The sequence below is a fragment of the Blautia sp. aa_0143 genome, assembly GCF_004167315.1.
GTDB lineage: Bacteria > Bacillota > Clostridia > Lachnospirales > Lachnospiraceae > Blautia_A > Blautia_A fusiformis.
Genome location: NZ_RCXU01000028.1, coordinates 1 through 23,457 on the forward strand (window position 1 = coordinate 1; position 23,457 = coordinate 23,457).

The window sequence follows — 23,457 nt, forward strand, 5'->3', positions numbered from 1 at the left end:
ATAGCCGTTTACTGTAGTATGATGCGGATGAAGTTTTCCATTGGCATCCCAATTTCATAATGTCTGGGCGGATACGCCTATAATTTTTGAAAATTCATGTATAGAATAATATTTACTCAAAGCATCAGCTCCTTTCCATAATATTCCACTCTAATATCTTATAAAACTCAACATGTACTTATATGATTTTATAATTTATATTTAACTGTTAATAACCTCTCACCAATACCAGGAAACGTCATCACCGCATTAAACAAAAAATCATCCAGAAGATTCATATCCTCAAGCCGCTTCCTCTGCATAAGACTCCTCCTTTCACTATGATGGCAAAAGAAAAAGCCTCACACAACCAACCGGCTCCTCCCCGCCATATTTATACAACCAACCATATGGGGATCAGATAGCCGAACGGCCCAGAATGTTCCCAGATATGTACCTTCAGTATAACCATCCCACCAGCAAAAGTCAACAAAAACCCTTCGACAAAAACCGCCATCCCCACACCACCAATACCACATCCCACAGCATCCACCACAGCGCCGATGTCAACTCACCCCACAACGCATCCAGCGCAGCGCCGATGCCACACCACCTCCCGGCAAACCACAAGGAAACTCAGCCTTTGCAGCCATCCAGCGCAGCGCTGATGGCTCATCCCCTTCCGGCAAACCACCACCCCTCACACCCCCAAAAAAACAGAACGGACAGACTGCCAGCGGGACGGCTGCATGGTCGGGACCCGGTGCGTCGGAGTAAGCCGCTGGTCATACTTGGCGCCTGGGGCTTCTGACGGGAAGGTACTCTGCGGCCACAAGCCGCAGAGTAAGCCCCATCTGTCTGAGCCAGGTACGCATCAGCGTACATGGCGAGTTATGGGGCGCCCTGCACGGCAGAAGACTCAGACGCTTAGTATGACCCGGCGAAACGACCGCACCAGGCACGACCATGCAGCCGCCCCGCTGGCAGTCTGTCCGTTCGTCCCTCCTTTCGTCCCTCCCTCCCCCACACAAAAAAAGAGCCCCCAGGCCCAAACACCCAGGAACTCTCCCAAAACTCAAATATCCAATTATCATCAATCGTTATCAGTCATTACCAGTTGTCACCAACCATCACCCCACGCGCAGCCGAAACTTCTGAATCTCCTTCTCACTGGAAACCCTCTCAATCTCAGCCCCAAGACTCCTGAGCTTCTCCTCAAAATTCTCATACCCACGCTGGATATAAACAATATCATCAACAACCGTAACACCCTCAGCAGCCAGCCCCGCAATAACAAGCGCAGCACCCGCACGAAGATCCGGCGCACTCACACGCGCCCCTGTAAGCTTCCTCACACCATCAATAATAGCAGAGTTCCCCTCCACCTTAATATTGGCACCCATCCGGGAAAGCTCATCCGCATACTTAAACCGGTTCTCAAAAATACTCTCAGTAACAATACTCGTCCCCTCAGCCAAAGCCAAAGTAACCGCGATCTGCGGCTGCATATCCGTAGGATAACCAGGATAAGGCAACGTCTTCACATGCGTACGATGAAGCACATGCGGCGCACGAACACGAACCGCATCATCAAACTCCTCAACCTCACACCCGATCTCCTCAAGCTTAGCCGTAGTAGCCTCAAGATGCTTAGGAATAACATTACGAACAGTAACATCACCACGAGTAGCCGCAGCAGCAAACATAAACGTACCAGCCTCGATCTGGTCCGGAATGATCGAATACTCCGTACGATGAAGCGTCTCAACACCACGGATACGGATCACATCCGTACCAGCACCCTTGATATTCGCCCCCATACTGTTCAGGAAATTCGCCACATCAACAACATGCGGCTCCCTCGCAGCATTCTCAATGATCGTACGGCCAGTCGCCATAGAAGCAGCCATCATAATATTAATAGTAGCACCAACAGAAACCACATCCAGGAAAATATGGCTGCCATGCAGATTCTCCGCCTTGGCAACAATAGCACCATGACAGATATCAACATCCGCACCAAGAGCACGGAAACCCTTCAGATGCTGGTCGATCGGCCTGCTGCCGATATTACATCCACCCGGAAGCGGAACCTCCGCATGCTTATACTTACCAAGCAAAGCACCCAGAAGATAATAAGAAGCACGGATCTTCTTGATAAACTCATAATCCACGCTGAGATTGCCGATAGTAGAACCGTTGATCTTTACAGTAGACTTATCAATACGCTCAACCTGAGCCCCGATCTCGGAGATCGCCTCAAGCAGAACATTGATGTCCCTAACATCTGGCAGATTCTCGATCAATATAGTTTCATCAGTCATAATGGCTGCTGACAATATCGCAAGCGCCGCATTCTTCGCACCCGCAATATCCACTTCTCCAACCAGAGGATTGCCGCCTTTAATCACATACTGTTCCATAACACACCTCTATTATTTACTCCTCTATGAGCAGAAACTTTCTCTGAATTTACTGCAGGAACAAACGTTCCGCAATACCGTTTTTTAGGTCAGTTGTATATTATAACACATATTTCAGATTTGTAAACAATTTATGACGAAAACCTGTCACAACCCATGACCCGAAACACTCCAGCAAACCGTTTCCACAAGCCAACAGTTACGCCTTATCTCCCCTGTTCTTCAGTGCCTCAAGCACAACCTGGAGACTCCCCTCCAGATCCTTATCCTCTTCATCCACCACAATATCCGCATATTTCTCATACAAAGGAACACGCTCATCATAAAGACTCGCCAGCGTCTGCCCCTCCTTGAGCACAACACCACGCCCCTTAAGATTACCAAGACGCCTGGAAAGAAGCTCCAGCGAGATCTTAAGATACACCACAACACCCTCAGACTTCAGATGCTGCATAGCCTCATCGCAGTAAACCACACTTCCACCGGTAGCGATCACCGTATTCTCCACCTGGATCGAAGCATTCACACGATTCTCGATCGCCTTGAAGCCCTCCGTACCCTCATCTGCAATAATCTTACTCAAAGTCCTCTTCTCCGCCTTCTGGATCAGAAGATCTGAGTCAATAAACTGGTAACCAAGTACCTTCGCAAGTACGACACCGATGCTGCTCTTCCCCGCACCAGGCATTCCTATCAGTGTAATATTATTCATACTGTATCCTTTCATTTTAGCATAACAGCTGCCAAATCTCAACAAACGTTACGGCTCCGCAGAACCTACCGTTTCTCTCTCCCTGCCTTTCCCGACGTCTTTAATTTCCCTGACATCCCTGGCTTTCCTGACACCTTCAACTTCCCTGACATCCCTGGCTTTCCTGACGTTTTCAACTTCCCTGACATCCCTGGCTTTCCTGACGTCTTCAACTTCCCCGCCATCCCTGGCTTCCCCGACGTCTTCAACTTCTCTGCCATCCCTGCCATCTCTGATTCCCTGTCTGATTTCTTATCCAACTTCTTCTGCATCTGCTTCTTCTTTACGCTGTAGCCGAAGGTTCCCACCTTCCGGCCACCCGCCAGATACTCCCCATGGGAATAAACCAGAAGACCCGCATCATTAAGACAAAACCTGTTGTTTTTATCCATATAAGCTTCATCCGCATGGACCGCAAGCACATCCGCAAGAAACATGTCATGAGACCCCAGCTCCTTCACCTCACGCACCCTGCACTCGATTGAAACCGGAGCCTCCCCGATCATCGGTGCAGAAACAAACTGCGCTTTCTCTTTCGTAAGGTTCAGCTTCCGGAACTTGTCCACATCACGTCCCGAACGAACCCCGCAGAAATCCGTTGCATACGCCAGCTTCTCCGTTGTCAGATTGATCACAAATTCACCCGTTTTCCGGATCATATCATAGGAATAACGGGAAGGTCGGACAGAAATATAAGCCATCGCCGGATTGGTACACACCGTACCCGTCCACGCAACCGTTATGATATTATCATGCCCCTCACCATCGGTAACACTCACCATTACAGCCGGCAGCGGATAGATCATGTTCCCCGGCTTCCATAACTGTTTCGCCATTTTCCGTCACCTCTTATGCATAATCGCTGTTCATCAGCTGAGCAGCCTCCATCATAGCCGGGATCAGCTGCTTCTTTCTGGAAACCACACCCGGCAGACTGAAGGTATCTCCATCCGGTTTCCGCTCAAAAGCGATCTCCGCCATCTGCTGGCTGCCCTCCCCGTAAAACAGAAGCTCTGTAGACTCCTCCAGGATATTCGTCAGCATAAAATAAACTCTCGTGATATCATGACGGCCACACTCACTCACCATAAACGGCATCAGCTTCTCCTTGATCTCCTTAAGCTCCTCGCTGTCCATGGAACTGATCTGACCCACACCAAAGGAAACATTACCCTCACCGATAAACTTCTTGTAATCCTGATAAAAAATCTCCTCCGGAGACTTATCCTTCAGATTACTTCCCGCAGAAAACATCTCTCGGGCAAACTCCTCGATCTTGATCCCCGCGATCAGCGCAAGAGCACTGGCAGCGATCTTATCCGTCTGCGTACAGGTCGGTGAACGGAACATCAATGTATCCGAAATAATAGCCGCACAGAGAAGCCCCGCGATCTTTTCCGGGATCTCCAGTCTCTGCTCTCCGTAGATCTCATAAAGGATCGTGCCCGTACATCCCACCGGCTCATTACGAAAAGCAACCGGCGTCATAGTCTGCAAGGTACCCAGCTTATGATGATCGATGATCTCAAGGATCTCCGCCTTCTCGATATTATCAACAGCCTGATCCACCTCATTATGATCCACAAGAACCACTTTCTTTTTATGCATATCCAGAAAATTACGTCTGGAGATCGTACCGATACACTTACCATGAGGATTGATCACCGGAAACGCCCTGTGACGGTTTTTGATCATAACATCCTGGATATCATCCGTAAAATCCTCGGTATTAAACGTAACCATGTTATCCCGCTTCATAACAAAGCTGACCGGAATACTCTGGTTGATCAGACGCGCAATATTAAACGTATCATACGGAGACCGGATGATCACGATATTCTTCTCATGAGCAAGCTTCACAACCTTCTCGGAAACCACGATATTCAGCCCCACGATGATACAGCTTACATTCTGGCTGATCGCCTGAAGATGATCCTCCTCACGGTCACCCATGATGATCATATCATTCTCCTCAACGTAGCCCTCCAGCATCTTCGGGTTGGCAGTACCGACAAGCACACGCCCCTTCACAAAATATCCGTGCCCGTTACCTTCCACCACTTCACCGCCAACGGTCTCGGCAATTCTCCGATACTGCGTCCTCGCGTTGGAAAGAAGATAACTATCTGTAGTATCCATATAGGTCTTTGCGATATCACCAATAGTCACAAGCCCCTCCAGACACCCATCCTTATCCCGGATTGGAAGAGAAACGATCCCATTCTCCTGCATCAGATCCCAGGTATTCTTCAGCGACATACTCTTATCCGCCTGCGGACTGGTCCGAATATCCATATCCTTGACCTGAGTACCGATATTTCCCAGATAAGCCGGCGGCTGTACGCCAAAACGGTTCAGCACATACCTGGTCTCCTCATTGATCTGCCCCGCTCTCTTCGGGATATATTTTTTATTCTGCGTAGTTCTGTTTTTAATATCCGCATAAGCAATAGCCGAACAGATGGAATCCGTATCCGGATTCTTATGTCCGATTACAAATATTCTCTCCGGTTTTTTCATACACATCCATCCTTTTTCATCCAAAATAATTATAATTTAATATTTGCAAACAAAGCACCCAGGGAAGTAGTAGCCTCTTCCCCCGACTCCGGAAGCTCAAAAGACTCCTCCTCAACCTCCTTAGCCATCAGATCCGATGCCTCTTTAATACTCAGGCTCAACTTACCATCCTTGATCGCGATAACCTTCACCTTAACCTTATCCCCAACATTCAAAACCTCAGAAGGCTTCCGGATCCTCTTCTCACAGATCTGAGAAATATGCACCAGCCCGGAAACCCCGTTCCCAAGATCCACAAAAGCACCATACGGCTGCAAACTCTCAACCGTACCCTCAGTCACAAAACCAACCTGGATATTGGAAATCTTATTCCGTCTCTCCACCTCAGCCCTCTCACGAAGAATCTCCCTGGCCGAAAGCACCAGCCTCTTCTTCGCCTTATCAGCCTCGATAACCCGCACCTGGATCGGCTTATTCAGAAACACCTCAGTATCCTCAACAAACTCCAGATCAAGCCTGGATGCAGGAATAAACCCACGGACACCCTCAACATAAGCAATGGCACCCCCGTTAACGATCCCCTTCACAACAACATCCAGCACCTCACCCGAATCCTGAAGCTCCTTCAGCCTGTCCCAGGCAAGCACATCCGCAGCATCCGCTCTGGAAAGAAGAATATTCCCCTGACCATCATCCCTGCGAAGAACCATCGCCTGAACCTCATCCCCCGGCTGAACAGCCTCTTTAATATTAAACCCCGGCACCCGGGAAAACTCCTCCACCGGAATAAAACCCTCAGCATAAAACTTAAGGTCAAGAACAACCCCCGACTCATCCACACTCACAACAGTCCCTGAGATAATATCACCCTCATCGATCCTCTTAAAAGAAGCCTCCAGCTCCCTCTCAAAATCCTTCATAGACTCCGCCATATCCAGACCTCCCATTCAAACAAAAAACAAACCACCGCCGCCCCCAAAACAGCCGACAGCACTATAATCCTAATCATTATAGCATGCACACCCCACCCGCGCTATATTTTTTTCCACAAGCCCCAGACCTCACAGGCATCCAGCACGCGCCGATGCCACACATACATCACTCACCTCCAGCACACCTCACAGGCATCCAGCGCAGCGCCGATGCCACACATCCCCCCGTCAGACCACAAGGAAACTCAGCCCTTGCAGCCATCCAGCGCAGCGCTGATGGCCCACCACCTCCCGTCAGACCACTCAATCCCCACACATCCAAAAAAATCCCTCACTCAAAACACCCCCTCAGCAGAAAATACTCCCCTCAATACTACAAATATCCCTAACAAAGGATACAGTTTATACATCCAACATAAATTACCCACCCAATCACCACACAAACTTATCACTCCCACAACCAACGCACAGGACGGACTGCCGGAGGGACGGCTGCATGGTCGGGACCCGGTGCGTCGGAGTAAGCCGCTGGTCATACTTAGCGCCTGAGGCTTCTGACGGGAAGGTACTCTGCGGCCACAAGCCGCAGAGTAAGCCCCATCTGTCTGAGCCAGGTACGCATCAGCGTACATGGCGAGTTATGGGGCGCCCTGCACGGCAGAATACTCAGACGCTTAGTATGACCCGGCGAAACGACCGCACCAGGCACGACCATGCAGCCGCCCCTCCGGCAGTCCGTCCGTCCCTCCCCACCCATAAAAAAAAGAGCCCCAAAAAGGCCCAAAAACGAGGAGTGCCCCGGTAGTGGCTTACCGGGGCGATTATTATGAAAAAAATTGTATGTGTAATGATACAGATACACACCATTACAGCGTCTTTCGTAACGTTCTTTCGAACTATCCCTATACTACCAGACAAATATGAACAAACAATGAACATCCCGTAAACAATTAGCGCATTTGCACAATTTTTTTCAAAACACCCTCCCCCAATTTATAAAAACACCACATTCACAAACAAAACCAAAACCCTAAACATTGTACATATTGTACATCTCAGCCAAACAAACCAACAACAACCCCAACAAAAGAGCCACAACCCTCACCCTCTAACTCAAACTCCATCTAAAACATCATCAAAAACACCAGCCATCACAAACCATCACCGCCGTGAAAGCATCCCCTTAATAAACTCAACCGCCTTCTCAAAAATATTCTTCACATCAGACTTCGTAACACCCATATCCTTCAAAGTACTATAAGCATCACTCACATACCCCTTGATCTGATCATCACTCATCTCGATTCCACGGAACTTACTGATAATATTAACCAGCGAACTCTTATCATCCTCATTAAGACTCACCCCAAAATGATCCGCAGCCTCATCGATCCCCTGAGAAATCTCATCATCCGTGATCTGGTTAGAATCAAAAAGCCCCTTCACATAAACAATGATATCCCCAACCTTATCCGGATCAGAAGCAAGAGACCCAACCTCATTATCCTTCAGGATCTCCTCCGCCTGACTCATAACAGAACCGGAATCAGACGCCATAACCATCATCGGAGATGTACATGAAATAACACCCGCAATAACCAAAGCTGTAACCTTGTTCAATCTTCTCATAATATTCAACCTCCATACGGGCACCAGCCCTTATTAAAAATTGCCTTTTACTATTTTTAACTATCTTTTACTGCCTTTTTATTACCTCATCATTACCTTTTCGACGCCCCTCAGTATACCACACACCCCCACCCCTCTGTAAACCTCAATTTTCCCCATTCCCACCCACACCATTCAGACTTTATGTATATCGCCAAAAATATATTCACAATATTTTCATATTTTAAACAAACTTTCCTAACATCTCATCAGTAAAATAAAAAATGTAAATTTTTCATTACTTACTTATGTCTGACACCTCAGACATAACCTCCTTTCTATAACAAATATATAGGTCCGGACAGGAAACCTCTCCAACATTCCCGTCCGGAAACGCAAAAAGAACCCGGAACAGCTGCCCGGGCTCTTTTTGCGTTTATCATATATTAATTTTTCTCATCATAAATACAGTTGGCAAGCATCGCAAACTGCTCCAGTGTCAGCGCCTCACCCCTGATATTCAGCGGAAGATCACACCTGTTGAACACATCCTCAATCTCCTCCTTACTCAGGGAAAAATCTCCGGAATTTCTGATTCCGTTCACAAGTGTCTTTCTCCTCTGGTTAAAAGATGCACGGATCAGACGGAACATAAGCCCCTCATCCTTCACATCCACCGGCGGCTTCTCATAACGCGTCAGCTTGATCACCGCACTTCCAACCTTCGGCCGCGGCATAAAACAGTTCGGCGGTACATTCGCAACGATCTCCGGCTTCGCATAATACTGCACAGCCAGGGAAAGCGCACCGTAATCCTTGGTACCGGGACCAACCTGCATACGGTCTGCAACCTCCTTCTGCACCATGACAGTGATCGAATCCACAGGAACATTCTTCTCAAAAAGCCCCATGATGATCGGAGTCGTAATGTAATACGGCAGATTCGCAACCACCTTCACAGGCTTGCCGCCGTTTTTCTCATCTGCGATCCTTTTGATATCCGTTTTCAGGATATCGTTATTGATCACAGAAACATTATCCCAGTCCTTCAACGTATCCTTAAGGATCGGGATCAGCGAACTGTCGATCTCCACAGCAGCCACCTCTCTGGCAGCCTCCGCAAGATACTGGGTCATAGTTCCGATACCCGGACCGATCTCCAGTACAAAATCATCCTTCGTGATACCCGAAGACTCAATGATCTTTTCCAGAACATGCTCGTCGATCAGAAAATTCTGACCAAACCTTTTCTGGAAAACAAAATGATACTTTTGAAGGACTTCAATGGTATATTTCGGGTTACCAAGATAAGGTCTGGCCATATTTTTTACCTCTGCTTTTTCTTATTTTCAGCTGAAATCCTTTTCAAAAAGTACCGTGTAGCCATCACGGTCCACACGCTTCTTGGAACGCTTGAACAATCCGCTCTGAGCTCTCTCCATAGCCTTATCCAGCATGGTCTTCACAGTACCGATGCACATCGGCTGATCCTCCTTCTGGTTGATCCCAATCAGATTATACAGAGCAAGCATGCCCATCTGGTCGATACGGAATCCATTCTCCATGGTATAGACCTTAGCGAAATTAACAAGTTCATCGTTTGTAAATACAGGAATGTTGATCATGGATGTAAACTTCTTCGCAAGCTTCGGATATCTTGCGATCAGCTTACGCATACCGATCTTTTCATCCTCCAGGATCACGATCATTCCCTTTGTGTTTCCGGTCATAGCTTCCTCAAGCTCATCTGCTGTTTCCTGGGAAAGCTGGTTTGCATCCTCGATAACAAGGAAACCGCCGGCAAGCTTGGATACGATCTCCGGAATATCCTTTCCGTTAAGATCATCCGCAAATATATAGGCAACCTTGGAAGCCTCGATATTCAGCTCTTTACAGATTGCCGGGATCAGACTTGAGATCAGTCTCGTCTTACCTGTTTCTCTGCCGCCCATAACGATCACATTTCCGGTCTGGGAGGTCTTGTCTGCTGCGCCCATCTGCACATCGCAGAGTACATCAAGCAGCTGTTCCTTCATTCCGGGAACTGTAATAAAATAGGTGAAAAGCTGCTTCTCTTCATCTGTGAGCTCTTTCTTTCTGGAAACGATCTTTGTAGGATCCTTTTCCGGATGGACCGTAGCGATAAATTTCTCAAGCTGCTCTTCCTCACTGAGCTCCTCTTCCTCATCGTCCTCTTCCATGGCTTCATCAGAATCATCACCGATGAGACTGCTGATAAAGTCATCCTCATCCTGGAAGTCAAAGGCGTCATCACTGTATTCTTCTTCCTCATCAAGAAGATTTTCCTCTTCCGCTGAAGCCACCGGTTCCTCATGATGAAGCTTCGCTGAAGGCTCTGCTGCAGCCTTCTGCACCTGCTCCTCAGATTCCAGTGAAGGAATCTCCGGAAGCACATCATCTTCTTCCACCGGCTTCTGTACTCCTGACGGACCATTCAGAAACTCTGCTTCTGCAGCCTGAAGATCCTCCTCAGTAACCGGCTCCTCATCTTCATCAAATACGATATCCGGAAGTCTGGTATCGGAAGTCTCCGTTACCTCTTCCTCCTGCTGAGCGGAGATCTGCGCCATGATATCCTCGATATCTGCCGCATCCGGCTCCTCCGGAACAAATTCATCAGCCGCAATATCCAGATCCTCAATACCTGCCGGCTCTTCCGTTACGTCGGACTGCTGGACATCCGGAGATTTCTCTTCCTCCGGGATATCGATTCCCTGCTGTGTAGCTGCTGCCAGAATAGTATCCTCCAGGTTGAAGTCCTTATCTTTATCCTTCCCGGACCTGTCACCTACAGATGCCGCAATATCCTCGATACTTCCGAAAATTCCGGACGCGTCCGGGATCTCTGCGGAACTGCTTGCATTCTCCGGGTCCACATTGATCATGGACTTCGGGATCTTCAGCTCCGGCATACGGATCGTTGCGGAAAAATCAGGCTTGCCTTCCTCATTGAGCGGAACCCCTGCAGGCTTCTCCTCACTTTCCTCATTTCCGGCAGACTTCTCCTTCATGATCTCTGCAACACTCTGGGACAAAGACATCTCTGTAGCTTTCTCAGCCTCAGCTTCTTCCGCTTCCTGATAAGTCTCTTCTTCCTCTTTATCCTGCTGTTCCTGAGCCTGCAGCTTCATACTTCCAGATGACAGGTTCTCAACACCGGATGCCAGCGGGATCTCATCCGCTTCCTGTCCGGAAAACTCTTCCTGCTCTTCAGAAGGCTCATCCGAAGCTTCCTCACTTCCTTCTGCTGCTTCGATCTCCTCAGAATCTGTAAACTCCTCTGACGGTTCTGCTGCCGCAGCAGTCTCAGCCTCCGGCGCTTCCGCCTGTTCCGTCACATCCTCAGAGCCTGTGGAAACCTCATCCGGCTCTTCATCCTGCGCAGCTTCTTTTTCCTCCATATCCTCTTCCGCAGATTTCTTATGTCCGCCAAAGATATCACGGAATCCCTTGGAAAGCTTCTCCTGGAATGTCTCCGCACTGTTCAGATCCCGCTCATCATCTACCTGGATGGTATCTGTGACCGGTTTTGCCTCCTCATACTCGCCGGATGCTTCCTTGCTCTCCCTGATCTCCTGCGCCTTTTCCGGCGGGATCAGCTTCGGGATAAAACGCTGTTCATATTTCTCTTTCTCTTCGCCAGTGAGAACACCCATCCGCTGTTTCAGGTCAAGGGCCTTCATCACATAAGTTCCGTCATTGAACCAAAGGATCATCTCATTGCAGAGATCCAGGCACTTCTGCTTGTCTCCTGCCTTGTAATAGAGCTTGGCCAGCTCATAGGACCAGCGCTCCGTAAATTCCTTCTCCTTATATTCCTCAAGAATACGGATCTGTTCATTCAGAGATGCATTCTTCGCTCTGGCGATCTTATATTTCAGTATATACTGGCTGTTATCATTACCTGCCACTTCTCTGTATTCATCAAAGAATTCTGTGGCTTCACTGATCTGTCCCATTTTCAGGGAAACCTCGATCAGACGGTAAAGTATGTTCTTGCCGATCGGCGCTCTGTGGTAGGCAAGAAGAAAAATTTCCTTGCTCTCTTCATAGCGCTTGTTGGCCGCGTAGATCTCGCCCACTACACAAAGGGTACGGACGTTTTTCACACGACGCCAGTCAATGCTGTCCACAATCTGCATGGCGCCTTTGTAATCCTGGGTCTCGACCAGCTTATTGATCTGTCCCAGCTTAACGCGAAACTCCTCTTTATCCAAAATATTCACCAACTTTCCATAATCAGAATCAGTTTACCATATGCATACGGGCTTGTCAAAACCCTTTAGGCATATAAACATGCCCCTTTACCACCTGAAAAACCCTGTTGATCTTGAACTGATGGCTGACAAAATCATCCAGTCCTGTACAGGTGATCAGAGTCTGTATATCGTGGATGCTTTCCAGCAGATATGTCTGCCTGCTGCTATCCAGCTCCGAAAGAACATCATCCAGCAGAAGAACCGGTGTATCCCGGATTTTTTTCTTCACCAGATAGATCTCCGAAAGCTTCAGGGAAAGGGCCGCAGTCCTCTGCTGCCCCTGGGAACCATACCTCCGGATGTCGATCCCGTTGACCTTTACGCAGAAATCATCTCTGTGCGGTCCCACGGAGGTCAGCTTCATCCGAAGATCCCGCTCCCGGTTCCTGGAAAGCTTATCCTCAAACTCGGCCGCCGTCACACTTGGCTCGTACAGGATCTCCAGCTCCTCGATCCCGCCGGTAAGGCCTTTATGAAGCCCCCTTGCGATCTCGTTAAGCTCCTCCACAAAGGCTTCCCGCTTCCCGATGATCTTCTTTCCGTAATCGACCATCTGCATATCCCAGACATCCAGGGTACTTTTCAGCCCGGGGTTCATATAACAGTCTTTGAGAAGACGGTTTCTCTGGTTCACGATGTGATTGTAGCCGGCCAGCTCCGTGATATAAACACCATCCAGCTGACAAAGCTCCGAATCCAGAAAACGTCTTCTCTCTCCAGGTCCATTCTTGATAATATTAAGATCCTCCGGAGAAAAAAACACCAGATTCACCACCCCCAGCAGCTCCCTTGCCTTGCGGATCGGCAGCCCGTTGATGGCAACTCCCTTTGCTTTGTTTTTCCGGAGGTGCATGTCTATTTTGTATGAAAGATCGCCCTTCTTCACCATCATTCGGATATGGGATTCCTCATTCTCAAAGCGGATCATCTCCCGGTCCTTGCTTCCCTTGTGGGATTTGCTGGTACCTGCCAGATAAACTGCCTCCAGGATATTGGTCTTTCCCTGGGCATTGTCACCGTAGAGAATATTGGTGCCCTGATCAAAATTCATCTCCAGCGACTCATAATTCCTGAAATTATTCAGTCTGATGGATTCAATGTACATTCCTTCACCCGATCACATAAATATCTTTTCCATCGTAGGAAATGGTATCTCCAGGATGGATCTTGCGGCCACGGCGGTTCTCCACCTCGCCGTTCACCAGTACCAGACCATCATTGATGGCATATTTCGCCTCAACGCCGTCCTCCACAACACCGGCCAGCTTCAGCGCCTGACCAAGCTTGATAAATTCGTCTTTAATTCTGATCTCCAATTTTTTCTCCTCTTATCTCCGGGGTATTTTCTCCGTCAGATCGATCTTTTCTGATCTTCTGGCGGTATTTAAAATCCCCCAAAATACAAATTTCACCGGAAGGCGGTAATTTAAATACCCCCTTCCAGCAGTTTACGCATAAAACAATTTTCAGAACACGATCGCATTCCCATGCACAATCGATCAAAAACGTTCACATTACCCCAGGTCTTATCTGGCCTGATTCTGGTTGATGTTTACAGGAAGGATCAGGTAAGTATAGTTCTCCTCATCGTCACGGATAAAGCACGGGGCCTTCGGATTTACAAGATAGATCGTCACGGTTTCATCATCAATAACACGAAGCGCATCGATCAGGAATTTCGGGTTGAAGCCGATCATGATATCCTTACCCTCTTTTTCAATATCGATCTCTTCATTCATGGAACCCATTGCAGAATCAATGCGCAGCTCCATATCATCGTCTGTGATGTTGATGATGATCGGTTTTTTATCAACCTCACGTACCAGAAGTGTGGCACGGTCGATACAATCCAGGAACTCTTTTTTGTTGATCTTCAGTTTTGTCTCATAATCACTGGAAAGCATCTGGTCAATTCTGAAATATTCTCCCTCGATCAGTCTGGAAACTACCATAGTCTGATCAAATTCAAATAAAATATGGTTTTTTGTAAAGTAAATGCTGACCTGATCATCCACTTCTCCGGAAAGAATCTTGCTGACCTCGCTTAAAGTTTTGCCCGGAACTACCACCTTACGGTCAGAATAATCTTTCTTAAGGGACATTTTGCGGATAGAGATACGATGTCCGTCCAGAGAAACTACCTTCAGACAGTTATTTTTGATCTCAAAAAGTTCACCGGTCATAAGCTTATTGTTCTCATTTACAGCAATCGAAAAAATAGTCTGGCGGATCATTTCTTTCAGTGTGTACTGAGAGATCGTCAGCGGTTCATCCTTCTCGATCATAGGTAAATAAGCAAAATCTTCTCCTGATTTTCCAGGGATATTGAATTTTGCTTTTTCACAGGTAATGGTTGCTGCATATTTATCATCGGTCTTAATGGTAACATCATTATCCGGAAGTCGCCTGATGATTTCATAGAAGATTTTTGCATCAAGAGCAACTTTACCTTTTTCTTCAATAGTACCTTCAACTATCGTTTCAATTCCCAGTTCCATATCGTTGGTGGTAAATTTGATCTGGTTTGTGGTTGCATCCATGAGAATACATTCCAGGATTGGCATTGTGGTTTTTGATGGAACTGCTTTGAGTGCGATACTTACACTTTTTAACAGACTTGATTTGGAGCAGATGATTTTCATAGTGTGTATAACTCCCTTTCTGAACAATTTGTGGTTTTTATAAATATATTTATAGAAAAAATCCGCAGTAACCGCCGTAGGGGGCCAGATTTTGTGAAAAACTCCCGCAGGCCTGATGTTTTCAGGGGTTTTCCGTTGGGATAACTTTGTGTAAAAGTGGTATTTTCGCATGTGAATAACCCGGGGATAAAATTACCGCCGCGTTTTGGCAAAAAAGTTGTACACATCTCTCCACATACAATCAACACGTTATACACCAGTAATGTGGAAAACTTCCCTAACCTTGTGGATTAATCTTCTTTTTCAATATATCAATGGTATTTTTTAAGTTATCGTCGTTCTGCAATTCGTTTTCGATCTTTTCGATACCGTGCATAACGGTGGTATGGTCACGGTTTCCGAGCGCTTTTCCGATATTTTTCAAAGGTGTGGATATGATCTCACGGCAGAGATACATGGAAACCTGGCGGGGCATGACGATCTTGGAGTTTCGTTTATTTCCGCTTAAGTCCGCAGGTGTGACTCCGTAATGCTCTGCAACAACGGAGATGATGTATTCCGGTGTGATCACTTTTTTCTCATCCGGAGAAATAATATCCTTCAGTGCCTGCTCTGCCAGCTCCAGAGTTACTTCCTTTTTTTCAAGCTTGGCTCCGGCCATGACCTTGTTGAAGGCACCTTCCAGCTCACGGATATTGGATTTGATATTGGTAGCGATATATTTGATAACATCTTCACTGATGTTGTAGCCGTTCATTTCTTCATTTTTATGAAGGATCGCCATTCGGGTTTCGTAATCAGGCAGCGTGATATCTGCGATCAGACCCCACTCGAACCGGGAACGGAAGCGCTCTTCCAGGATCTCCATATCCTTCGGTGGTTTATCAGAGGATATGATGATCTGCTTTTTGGCACTGTGAAGACTGTTAAATGTATGGAAAAATTCCTCCTGTGTGGATTCTTTTCCTATAATAAACTGAATATCATCGACAAGAAGAACGTCGATATTTCTGTATTTTTCACGGAATTTGCTCATTGCCGTGTTATTTCCGTTTCGGATGGTTTCGATCAGCTCGTTGGTAAATTCCTCACTGGTTACATACAAAACACGGCTGTTTTCGTCGTGTTCCAGAATGAAATGAGCGATGGAATGCATAAGATGCGTCTTACCAAGACCGGCTCCGCCATAGATAAACAGTGGATTGTAGGTATCTCCCGGTGATTCGGCAACTGCAAGAGCTGCGGCCTGGGCGAATTTGTTATTACTTCCTACAACGAAGGTGTCGAAGGTGTATTTTGGATTTAAATGCGCCTCTTCGTAACGTGTATCCTGAACCTGTTTATCATAAGAAGTGTTTTTTTCTGTTTTTTTGGGGAGATCTTTTTCCAGAACGAAGCGAACCTCGCATTCTTCCATGCCTGTCAGTACACAGATAGTAACCTGGAGGGGTATTTTGTAGCGTTTACTGATGTAATTGACTCCGATCGCTGCCTGCTCAGAGGGAACAACCACTGTTATCAGCTTTCCGTCAACCTCATAAACTTTCAGCGGCTTGAGCCAGGTATTAAAAGGGACATCAGTCACCTCATATTCAGATTTGACAGTTTGCAGGATCTCCTCCCATTTTTCAATAACAGCGTCCATTTTTTCCTCCCATGAGTATTATAATAACCCCAGTCTGCGACTGGAGATAGATATCCTTTTATATATTACAATGAAAATGGGGTTTTCGCAATGGAAAATCCTTGAGATTTTGGGGAAAAGAATGTGGATAATGTGGGGAAATTACTGTGGATTAGGGTGGATTATTGTGGATAAGAGTCCTGGAGGTTTCCATAAGTCGAGAATTGGTGGAAAATGTGGAAGAATTATGTGTATAAAAAAATCCACCTTAAAAATACCGCAAATAAAGGGTTTTTTTGAAAACGATGTGAACAAACCCTCCGAAAAAGTGGATAGATTTCCGGTCAATCCACAAGTTATCCACAAGTTATCCACAAAATGTGGATAATGTTACGTAAACCATAAGCGCTTTCCACATAAGAGAAAAAAATAAATACCGTAAGGTGGGGGTATTTTATAGAACCCTTGATTTTATCGGGTTTTTTGCAATTTTTACTTGACGAAAAGGAGGTTTATTTATATAATTGAAACGATGTTCTGAATGATAAGTTATTTCATAACAATTAAAAATAGATAAAGGAGGTGCTTTACCTATGAAGATGACATTTCAGCCAAAAAAGAGATCCAGAGCTAAAGTTCACGGCTTCAGAGCTCGCATGAGCACAAAGGGCGGACGTAAAGTATTAGCTGCAAGAAGATTAAAAGGAAGAAAACAGTTATCAGCATAAGCTGCAAGACCGCATTTATGTGGTCTTTTCTTCTATCCGGAGAAATATCCGCGCAGGCGGAATCTAATTAAGGAGGATTCGTTTGATCAGATCAGAGTCCTTAAAGAAAAATCAAGATTTTAAAGTTGTATATCAGAACGGAACATCGTACGCAAATCGGCTTCTGGTGATGTACGTGCTGAAGAATCAGCACATGAAGAATCGTCTGGGAATATCAGTAAGCAAAAAAGTAGGGAACAGTGTGGTTCGCCACAGACTCACCAGATTGATCAGAGAAAGCTATCGTCTCAACGAAACAGATTTTGACAGTAACCTTGATATTGTAGTAGTAGCGAGAGCCGCAGCCAAGGGCAAGAGCTTTCACGAGATCGAGAGTGCTTTTCTGCATCTTGCAAGAAAGCATCATATAACAGGGAATGAACATGATAAAGAAATTTCTGATTAAGATGATAAGGCTCTATCAAAAATATATATCGCCGATGAAGAGAACGAAATGTCCTTATATTCCCACATGTTCTCAATATGGTTTGGAAGCAATCGAAAAATATGGCGCATTTAAGGGCAGTCTTCTTGCGGCATGGAGGATATTGCGATGCAATCCTTTTTCCCACGGAGGCTATGACCCTGTGCCATGAATTATTTTGTGACTGTTCAGCCTTTTCCCGGGCAGAGCAGTTATCGGAATTTGTAACTGTTCAGTATCTCCGCAGTTAGTGGACGAATGAATAGTTACCGGACTTTTACAATTGAATAAGAAGTCTAGGAGGAAATGAATTTGGAACTATTTTTAGCAACAAAAACCGGAACTCCTATTATCGGACAGATCGCGTCTGTGATGGGATGGATCATGGATGGCATATATAAGATGCTTGACGGCCTGTTCGGAATCCAGAACATTGGTCTTTGTATCATTATCTTCAGTATTCTTATCTTTGCCTTTATGACACCGCTGCAGATCAAGCAGCAGAAATTCTCCAAGTTAAGCGCGATCATGCAGCCTGAGATCCAGAAGATCCAGAAGAAATATCAGGGTAAAAAGGATCAGGCTTCCATGATGAAAATGAACGAAGAAACCCAGGCTGTTTATCAGAAATATGGTGTTTCTCCAACCGGTAGCTGTGTACAGTTAGCCATTCAGATGCCTATTCTGTTTGCTCTGTATCAGGTTATCTACCGGATTCCTGCTTACGTTGGAAGTGTAAAGAACATTTTTACTGGTGTAGTTGACAACCTGCTAGCTGTAAACGGATACACAGATATCCTGCAGCAGTTTATCACAGACCATTCCATGACACGAGTGCGTCTCGTTATGGACAGTGCCGGAAATGCTACAAGTAACTCTATTGTTGATTTTCTGTATGCACTTTCTCCTTCCCAGTGGAAAGAGCTGGCACAGATGAATCAGTTTTCAGGATTTTCTGATGCGATCACAAAATCATCCGGCAATATTTCCAAGATGCAGGGCTTCTGTGGACTGAATATCGCAGACCAGCCGCTGTACTATATCATGGAATTCTTCAAAAATCATGGTTCTCTGTTACTTGCGATCGTAGCACTTCTGATCCCGGTTCTTGCATGGGCAACTCAGATGCTGAACCTGAAGCTTATGCCACAGGCTGCAACACAGCCGGCAGACGGAAATGATCAGGCCAGTGCAATGGCCAACTCCATGAAAACCATGAACATGGTCATGCCTCTGATGTCTGCATTCTTCTGTTTCACATTCCCGGTTGGTCTTGGTATCTACTGGATCGCCAGTGCTGTCGTTCGAAGTGCCCAGCAGTTTGCGATCAATCGTCATCTTGATAAGATGAACATTGATGATCTGGTTAATGAGAATATGAAGAAGATCGAAGCGAAGCGTGCGAAGGAAGGACTTCCGCCGCAGAAGATCACCAATCAGGCTCATCAGTCCGCCAAGAATATCAATAAACCTGTGATCAATAAGGGCAACAGCGGAAACAATGGTGCTTCAGACAGAGCACAGAAGGTTGATACTGCTTATGAGAAGGCAAGAAGTGCAAAACCGGGCAGCATCACAGCCAAAGCAAATCTCGTAAGAGACTTTGATGAGAGAAATAAGAAGAAATAATCAGGAACGGAGGGGTTCGTAATGGAGGATTACATTCAGTTTTCAGCAAAAACAAAGAATGAAGCTATCACAAAAGCGTGTCTTGAGCTTGGAACTTCCAGTGACCAGCTTGATATTCAGGTTATCAGTGAAGGCAGCTCCGGATTCTTCGGAATCGGCAGCAAACCTGCCGTGATCAAAGTTCGCAGAATCGAGCCAGTTTCTGATATGCAGGAAATCGATGAACTGGTAGAGTCCGTGAAACTGGACGCTATCAAAGAAGAGAAGAAATTAGAAAAGCCTTTTACTCCGGATGTAAAGAAAGAATCTGCACCGAAAGCAGCTCCTGCAGAGGAGAAGAAGCCGGTGAAGAAAGAAGCTGTACAGGTGGAGAAGGCATCCGAAGAAGCACCTGCAAAGGCAGTAGCACCAAAGGAAAGACCTGCAAGGGATTTCCAGGGCAAAGCAAAGCCTGCACGTGAGAAACAGCCAAGAGCTCCAAAGGAGCGTCAGCCGAAGGAAACACGTGAGAGAGCACCGAAGCAGGGCAGACCGATAGAGATCCTCAGCGATCCGGAGAAGATCAGAGAGGTTGAGGAGAGAGCAGTCGTATTTCTTCGTGATGTATTCGGCTCCATGGATCTTGGAGAAGTGGAGATCACATCGAAATACAACACTGCAGACGGTTCTCTGGATGTGGATTTTGAAGGTGAGGATATGGGTATCCTCATCGGAAAAAGAGGCCAGACACTGGATTCTCTTCAGTATCTGACAAGCCTTGTGGTAAACAAAGGCGAGTCTACCTACATTCGTGTAAAACTCGATACCGAGGACTACAGACGCCGTCGTAAGGAAACTCTGGAGAACCTTGCAAGAGGAATCGCCTTCAAGGTAAAGAAAACCAGAAAACCGGTAGTTCTGGAACCGATGAATCCGTACGAAAGAAGGATCATCCATGCATCTCTGCAGGGCAACCGCTATGTAGAGACAGTCAGTGAGGGAGAAGAACCTTACAGACATGTAGTAGTAAAACTGAAACGTAATAATTGATGATCCACCGGTAAAGCTATAAGCCGTATCCCGGAGCGTAAGCTCCGTGGGTACGGCTTTTTGTATGGAACTGAAAATTAAAAATTATCATTGCAATCTCCGCAACAATTCTTTATAATCATTGAAGAGCAAATAACAAAAGATATTTCTGCAGCGGACATCCGGAATGCAGAGATTAGAGCGTATTTGAAAAATCATTCCCGCAATCTGCACGCCCCACTTTGCGGTATATTTTGCCCGAATTCAGTTGCCGTAGCCTGCTACGGCGCCTTCATCCGGACAAAATCTCCCACAAATTGTGACGCACATCTTGCAGAAAGCCTTTTTCAAACACGCTCTAGCATTATAAATATGGAAACTGACAGAAGATGTTATTCTAGGTGAAAGCGTGAATAACACGTGTTTTTGCGTGTAAAAAGCTTTTCCGGAGTAACATTTTTGCGTTTAACCGGATGCTTTTATCCGAATGCTTTTATCCGTTTGACAAAGGAGAGTGAAAAATGGAAGAGACAACGATTGCTGCGATTTCCACAGCCATGAGCGCATCGGGAATCGGGATCGTCAGGATCAGTGGCCCGGAGGCTTTTGAGATCGCATCCGGAGTATACCGTTCCAAGGGTGGAAAAAAATCTCTGAAAAACGTCCCAAGCCACACCATCCATTATGGATATATTTATGATAACGAAGAAATGGTAGACGAAGTGCTGGTCATGGCCATGCGCGGACCACGGACATACACAGGAGAAGATACCATAGAAATCGACTGCCACGGCGGCGTTTTAGCCATGAAAAAGGTACTGGAAACTGTGTTGAAAAACGGAGCCATTATTGCCGAGCCGGGAGAATTTACCAAGCGTGCATTCCTCAATGGAAGGATCGATCTTTCACAGGCGGAGGCCGTTATGGACGTGATACAGTCCAAAAATGAGTACTCATTAAAGAATTCTGTAGGACAATTAAAAGGTTCAGTCCGAAAAACTGTACAGCAGATCAGGGAAAAACTACTGTACCATATAGCGTACATTGAATCGGCATTAGACGACCCAGAGCACTATGATCTGACAGGATATTCGGAAGAATTAGAACAGATCGTAGCAGAAGAAAAAGAAAAGATACAGAACCTGTTAAAAACAGCCGGAGACGGAAAGATCATACAGGAAGGTATCCGGACCGTGATCCTGGGTAAGCCGAACGCAGGGAAATCTTCTCTGCTGAACCTGCTTCTGGGAGAGGACAGAGCCATCGTGACCGATATCGCAGGAACCACCAGAGACGTACTGGAAGAGTATATCAACCTGCATGGAATCACATTAAAGATCGCTGACACAGCCGGAATCCGCCAGACAGAAGACATCGTAGAGAAAATCGGCGTATCCAAAGCCAAAGAAATGGCAGCAGACGCAGACCTGATCCTCTATGTCGTAGATTCCTCCGTACCGTTAGATGAAAACGACGAAGAAATCATAAAAATTTTGCAAGAGAAAAAGACAATTGTCCTCTACAGCAAGACAGATCTTGAATCTGCTATAGATATAGAGGATTTAAAGAGCAGAATAAACCAGCCGGTGATCCCAATCTCCGCAAAAGAAGAAACCGGGATCACAGACCTGGAAGAAAAAATCCGGGAAATGTTCTTCAGTGGGGAGATTGACTTCAATGATGAAGTCTACATCACCAATGAACGCCACAGGCAGGAGCTTTTAAAAGCACAGGAAAGTCTTTCTCTGGTAGAAAATAGCATAGAAAGCGGAATGCCGGAGGATTTTTATTCCATAGACCTGACAGATGCATACGAAAGTCTGGGACGGATTCTGGGAGAATCACTTGGGGAAGACCTTGTTAATGAGATATTTTCTAAATTTTGTATGGGGAAATAATAACCGCATGGGCTGCGGAGGCCCCGGCCGAATGGCCGCATGGATTGCGGAACCTTGGCCGTATATGCCGCATAGGCTGCGGAACTCCGGTCGTATAACCGCATAGATTGCGGCTCCCTGCTGTATGGCACATAGGCTGCGGCCCACGCAGAGGGTAGATCACATTGGAATGTAAGAAAACCGCAAAGGGGCACAAGGCCGCGCCCCTCTGCACACCCCTGGGCCTTTTTTATATAGTGCAGCGATTGTGGAAAGCTGAAAGAAACTAACTTGTGTCTGTATGCTTCTGTATCGGCAATTCGACACTAAGCCGAAATATATCAAACGGAACTTTGTATATTTCTGTAGGATATATTGTTGCATAATATAGATTGCGGAGACCCCGCCGTATATACCGCATAGATTGAGGAACTCCGGCTGTATATGCCGCATGGATTGCGGAACATCGGCCGTATATGCCGCATAGGCTGCGGCCTCCGGCTGTATGGCACATAGGCTGCGGCCCCGCAGAGGGTAGATCACATTGGAATGTGAGAAAACCGCAAAGGGGCACAAGGCCGCGCCCCTCTGCACACCCCTGGGCCTTTTTTATATAGTGCGGCGATTGTGGAATGCTGAAAGATGCTAACTTGTACCTGTATGCTTCTGTACTGGCAATTCAACACTGAGCCGAAATATGGCAGACGGAAGCAGGAATAACCCCGCAGACGTGCATCGCACGTCGAGAACCTCATTACAGTTCCACTGCAACCCCCTCGGCACAACGTTCCGCATCCAATACCGAAGCATACAGACAAAAGTCAACACCGTACCCCACACCACAACCCAAGAACTCCTAAAAAAAAGCCCGAGGGGTGTGCAGAGGGGCCGTGGCTTTACGGCCCCTTTGCGGTTTTCCACAGCTTCCCAAAGCAAAAAAACCAGGCCTTCTGCCAAGCAAGAAAGTAAAAATAAAACCAAAAACCAACCACA

18 protein-coding genes and 3 pseudogenes are annotated in these 23,457 nt (G+C 46.5%); 8 read left to right on the forward strand and 13 right to left on the reverse strand.

Annotated features, from left to right (window positions below):
- Window positions 1-1,109: 1,109 nt before the first annotated feature.
- The 12 genes and pseudogenes from EAI83_RS13560 to dnaA all read right to left on the reverse strand — a co-directional run bounded on the left by EAI83_RS13560 (window position 1,110) and on the right by dnaA (window position 16,780).
- A complete protein-coding gene (locus EAI83_RS13560) occupies window positions 1,110-2,402 on the reverse strand; it encodes a UDP-N-acetylglucosamine 1-carboxyvinyltransferase (RefSeq protein WP_092073580.1) in 1,293 nt (430 codons plus the stop codon).
- Between the two features lie 199 nt (window positions 2,403-2,601).
- On the reverse strand, window positions 2,602-3,114 hold the full coding sequence (locus tag EAI83_RS13565; protein WP_022426930.1) for a shikimate kinase: 513 nt from the start codon (window positions 3,112-3,114) through the stop codon (window positions 2,602-2,604).
- A gap of 287 nt (window positions 3,115-3,401) precedes the next feature.
- A pseudogene (locus EAI83_RS13570) lies at window positions 3,402-3,989 on the reverse strand (flavin reductase family protein); the annotation flags it as partial.
- A 13-nt stretch (window positions 3,990-4,002) separates the two neighbouring features.
- The gene (locus tag EAI83_RS13575) at window positions 4,003-5,673 is read right to left on the reverse strand and encodes a putative manganese-dependent inorganic diphosphatase (protein ID WP_118516174.1); all 1,671 of its coding nucleotides are present in this window, start codon (window positions 5,671-5,673) and stop codon (window positions 4,003-4,005) included.
- A gap of 29 nt (window positions 5,674-5,702) precedes the next feature.
- Window positions 5,703-6,605, reverse strand: coding sequence for a 30S ribosomal protein S1 (locus tag EAI83_RS13580; RefSeq protein WP_129975740.1), 903 nt, complete (start codon window positions 6,603-6,605; stop codon window positions 5,703-5,705).
- 1,161 nt (window positions 6,606-7,766) lie between these two features.
- Window positions 7,767-8,234, reverse strand: a complete 468-nt coding sequence (locus EAI83_RS13585; protein WP_129975742.1) for a DUF1002 domain-containing protein — start codon at window positions 8,232-8,234, stop codon at window positions 7,767-7,769.
- 425 nt (window positions 8,235-8,659) lie between these two features.
- The gene (rsmA, locus tag EAI83_RS13590) at window positions 8,660-9,535 is read right to left on the reverse strand and encodes a 16S rRNA (adenine(1518)-N(6)/adenine(1519)-N(6))-dimethyltransferase RsmA (RefSeq protein WP_129975744.1); all 876 of its coding nucleotides are present in this window, start codon (window positions 9,533-9,535) and stop codon (window positions 8,660-8,662) included.
- A gap of 27 nt (window positions 9,536-9,562) precedes the next feature.
- A complete protein-coding gene (locus EAI83_RS13595) occupies window positions 9,563-12,451 on the reverse strand; it encodes a hypothetical protein (protein ID WP_129975746.1) in 2,889 nt (962 codons plus the stop codon).
- A 55-nt stretch (window positions 12,452-12,506) separates the two neighbouring features.
- Entirely contained in the window at window positions 12,507-13,598 is a 1,092-nt protein-coding gene (gene recF / locus EAI83_RS13600) for a DNA replication/repair protein RecF (RefSeq protein ID WP_021650165.1), read from the reverse strand.
- Between the two features lie 4 nt (window positions 13,599-13,602).
- Window positions 13,603-13,809, reverse strand: a complete 207-nt coding sequence (locus tag EAI83_RS13605) for an RNA-binding S4 domain-containing protein (protein WP_021650164.1) — start codon at window positions 13,807-13,809, stop codon at window positions 13,603-13,605.
- 210 nt (window positions 13,810-14,019) lie between these two features.
- Window positions 14,020-15,135, reverse strand: a complete 1,116-nt coding sequence (gene dnaN, locus EAI83_RS13610; RefSeq protein WP_015526556.1) for a DNA polymerase III subunit beta — start codon at window positions 15,133-15,135, stop codon at window positions 14,020-14,022.
- 277 nt (window positions 15,136-15,412) lie between these two features.
- Window positions 15,413-16,780, reverse strand: coding sequence for a chromosomal replication initiator protein DnaA (gene dnaA / locus EAI83_RS13615; protein ID WP_015526555.1), 1,368 nt, complete (start codon window positions 16,778-16,780; stop codon window positions 15,413-15,415).
- A gap of 121 nt (window positions 16,781-16,901) precedes the next feature.
- On the opposite strand from dnaA, the gene EAI83_RS13620 reads away from it, so the two are divergent.
- The 6 genes from EAI83_RS13620 (at window position 16,902) to jag (ending at window position 20,608) form a co-directional block, all read left to right on the forward strand.
- Window positions 16,902-17,147, forward strand: coding sequence for a hypothetical protein (locus EAI83_RS13620; protein ID WP_129975748.1), 246 nt, complete (start codon window positions 16,902-16,904; stop codon window positions 17,145-17,147).
- A gap of 205 nt (window positions 17,148-17,352) precedes the next feature.
- Entirely contained in the window at window positions 17,353-17,487 is a 135-nt protein-coding gene (rpmH, locus tag EAI83_RS13625) for a 50S ribosomal protein L34 (protein WP_005423866.1), read from the forward strand.
- A gap of 82 nt (window positions 17,488-17,569) precedes the next feature.
- Window positions 17,570-17,932 carry a ribonuclease P protein component gene (rnpA, locus tag EAI83_RS13630; protein WP_021650160.1) on the forward strand — a complete coding sequence of 121 codons (363 nt, stop codon included), beginning with the start codon at window positions 17,570-17,572 and terminating at the stop codon, window positions 17,930-17,932.
- Window positions 17,910-18,122 (forward strand): membrane protein insertion efficiency factor YidD, encoded by a 213-nt coding sequence (yidD, locus tag EAI83_RS13635; protein WP_015526553.1) that lies wholly within the window; start codon window positions 17,910-17,912, stop codon window positions 18,120-18,122. The genes rnpA and yidD overlap by 23 nt, the downstream gene beginning before the upstream one ends.
- A gap of 140 nt (window positions 18,123-18,262) precedes the next feature.
- Complete coding sequence (gene yidC / locus EAI83_RS13640; protein ID WP_330547801.1) at window positions 18,263-19,579, forward strand: membrane protein insertase YidC; 1,317 nt, start codon at window positions 18,263-18,265, stop codon at window positions 19,577-19,579.
- Between the two features lie 21 nt (window positions 19,580-19,600).
- Window positions 19,601-20,608 carry an RNA-binding cell elongation regulator Jag/EloR gene (gene jag, locus EAI83_RS13645; RefSeq protein ID WP_129975752.1) on the forward strand — a complete coding sequence of 336 codons (1,008 nt, stop codon included), beginning with the start codon at window positions 19,601-19,603 and terminating at the stop codon, window positions 20,606-20,608.
- Between the two features lie 87 nt (window positions 20,609-20,695).
- On the opposite strand, the pseudogene EAI83_RS17925 reads toward jag, so the two are convergent.
- A pseudogene (locus tag EAI83_RS17925) lies at window positions 20,696-20,917 on the reverse strand (DUF6783 domain-containing protein).
- Between EAI83_RS17925 and EAI83_RS17930 the strand changes: the two are divergent.
- Window positions 20,855-20,992, forward strand: a pseudogene (locus EAI83_RS17930) (DUF6783 domain-containing protein); the annotation flags it as partial. The pseudogenes EAI83_RS17925 and EAI83_RS17930 sit on opposite strands and share 63 nt — an antisense overlap.
- A gap of 116 nt (window positions 20,993-21,108) precedes the next feature.
- The gene (gene mnmE, locus EAI83_RS13655) at window positions 21,109-22,485 is read left to right on the forward strand and encodes a tRNA uridine-5-carboxymethylaminomethyl(34) synthesis GTPase MnmE (RefSeq protein WP_022427294.1); all 1,377 of its coding nucleotides are present in this window, start codon (window positions 21,109-21,111) and stop codon (window positions 22,483-22,485) included.
- Window positions 22,486-23,457: the final 972 nt, after the last annotated feature.

Excerpts from the sequence above, each read along its gene's own strand:
- EAI83_RS13560 (WP_092073580.1), bottom strand. The coding sequence starts at position 2,402 with ATGGAACAGTATGTGATTAAAGGCGGCAATCCTCTGGTTGGAGAAGTG.
- EAI83_RS13565 (WP_022426930.1), bottom strand. The coding sequence starts at position 3,114 with ATGAATAATATTACACTGATAGGAATGCCTGGTGCGGGGAAGAGCAGC.
- EAI83_RS13575 (WP_118516174.1), bottom strand. The coding sequence starts at position 5,673 with ATGAAAAAACCGGAGAGAATATTTGTAATCGGACATAAGAATCCGGAT.
- EAI83_RS13580 (WP_129975740.1), bottom strand. The coding sequence starts at position 6,605 with ATGGCGGAGTCTATGAAGGATTTTGAGAGGGAGCTGGAGGCTTCTTTT.
- EAI83_RS13585 (WP_129975742.1), bottom strand. The coding sequence starts at position 8,234 with ATGAGAAGATTGAACAAGGTTACAGCTTTGGTTATTGCGGGTGTTATT.
- rsmA (WP_129975744.1), bottom strand. The coding sequence starts at position 9,535 with ATGGCCAGACCTTATCTTGGTAACCCGAAATATACCATTGAAGTCCTT.
- recF (WP_021650165.1), bottom strand. The coding sequence starts at position 13,598 with ATGTACATTGAATCCATCAGACTGAATAATTTCAGGAATTATGAGTCG.
- dnaN (WP_015526556.1), bottom strand. The coding sequence starts at position 15,135 with ATGAAAATCATCTGCTCCAAATCAAGTCTGTTAAAAAGTGTAAGTATC.
- dnaA (WP_015526555.1), bottom strand. The coding sequence starts at position 16,780 with ATGGACGCTGTTATTGAAAAATGGGAGGAGATCCTGCAAACTGTCAAA.
- EAI83_RS13620 (WP_129975748.1), top strand. The coding sequence starts at position 16,902 with ATGTGGATAATGTGGGGAAATTACTGTGGATTAGGGTGGATTATTGTG.
- rpmH (WP_005423866.1), top strand. The coding sequence starts at position 17,353 with ATGAAGATGACATTTCAGCCAAAAAAGAGATCCAGAGCTAAAGTTCAC.
- yidD (WP_015526553.1), top strand. The coding sequence starts at position 17,910 with ATGATAAAGAAATTTCTGATTAAGATGATAAGGCTCTATCAAAAATAT.
- jag (WP_129975752.1), top strand. The coding sequence starts at position 19,601 with ATGGAGGATTACATTCAGTTTTCAGCAAAAACAAAGAATGAAGCTATC.
- mnmE (WP_022427294.1), top strand. The coding sequence starts at position 21,109 with ATGGAAGAGACAACGATTGCTGCGATTTCCACAGCCATGAGCGCATCG.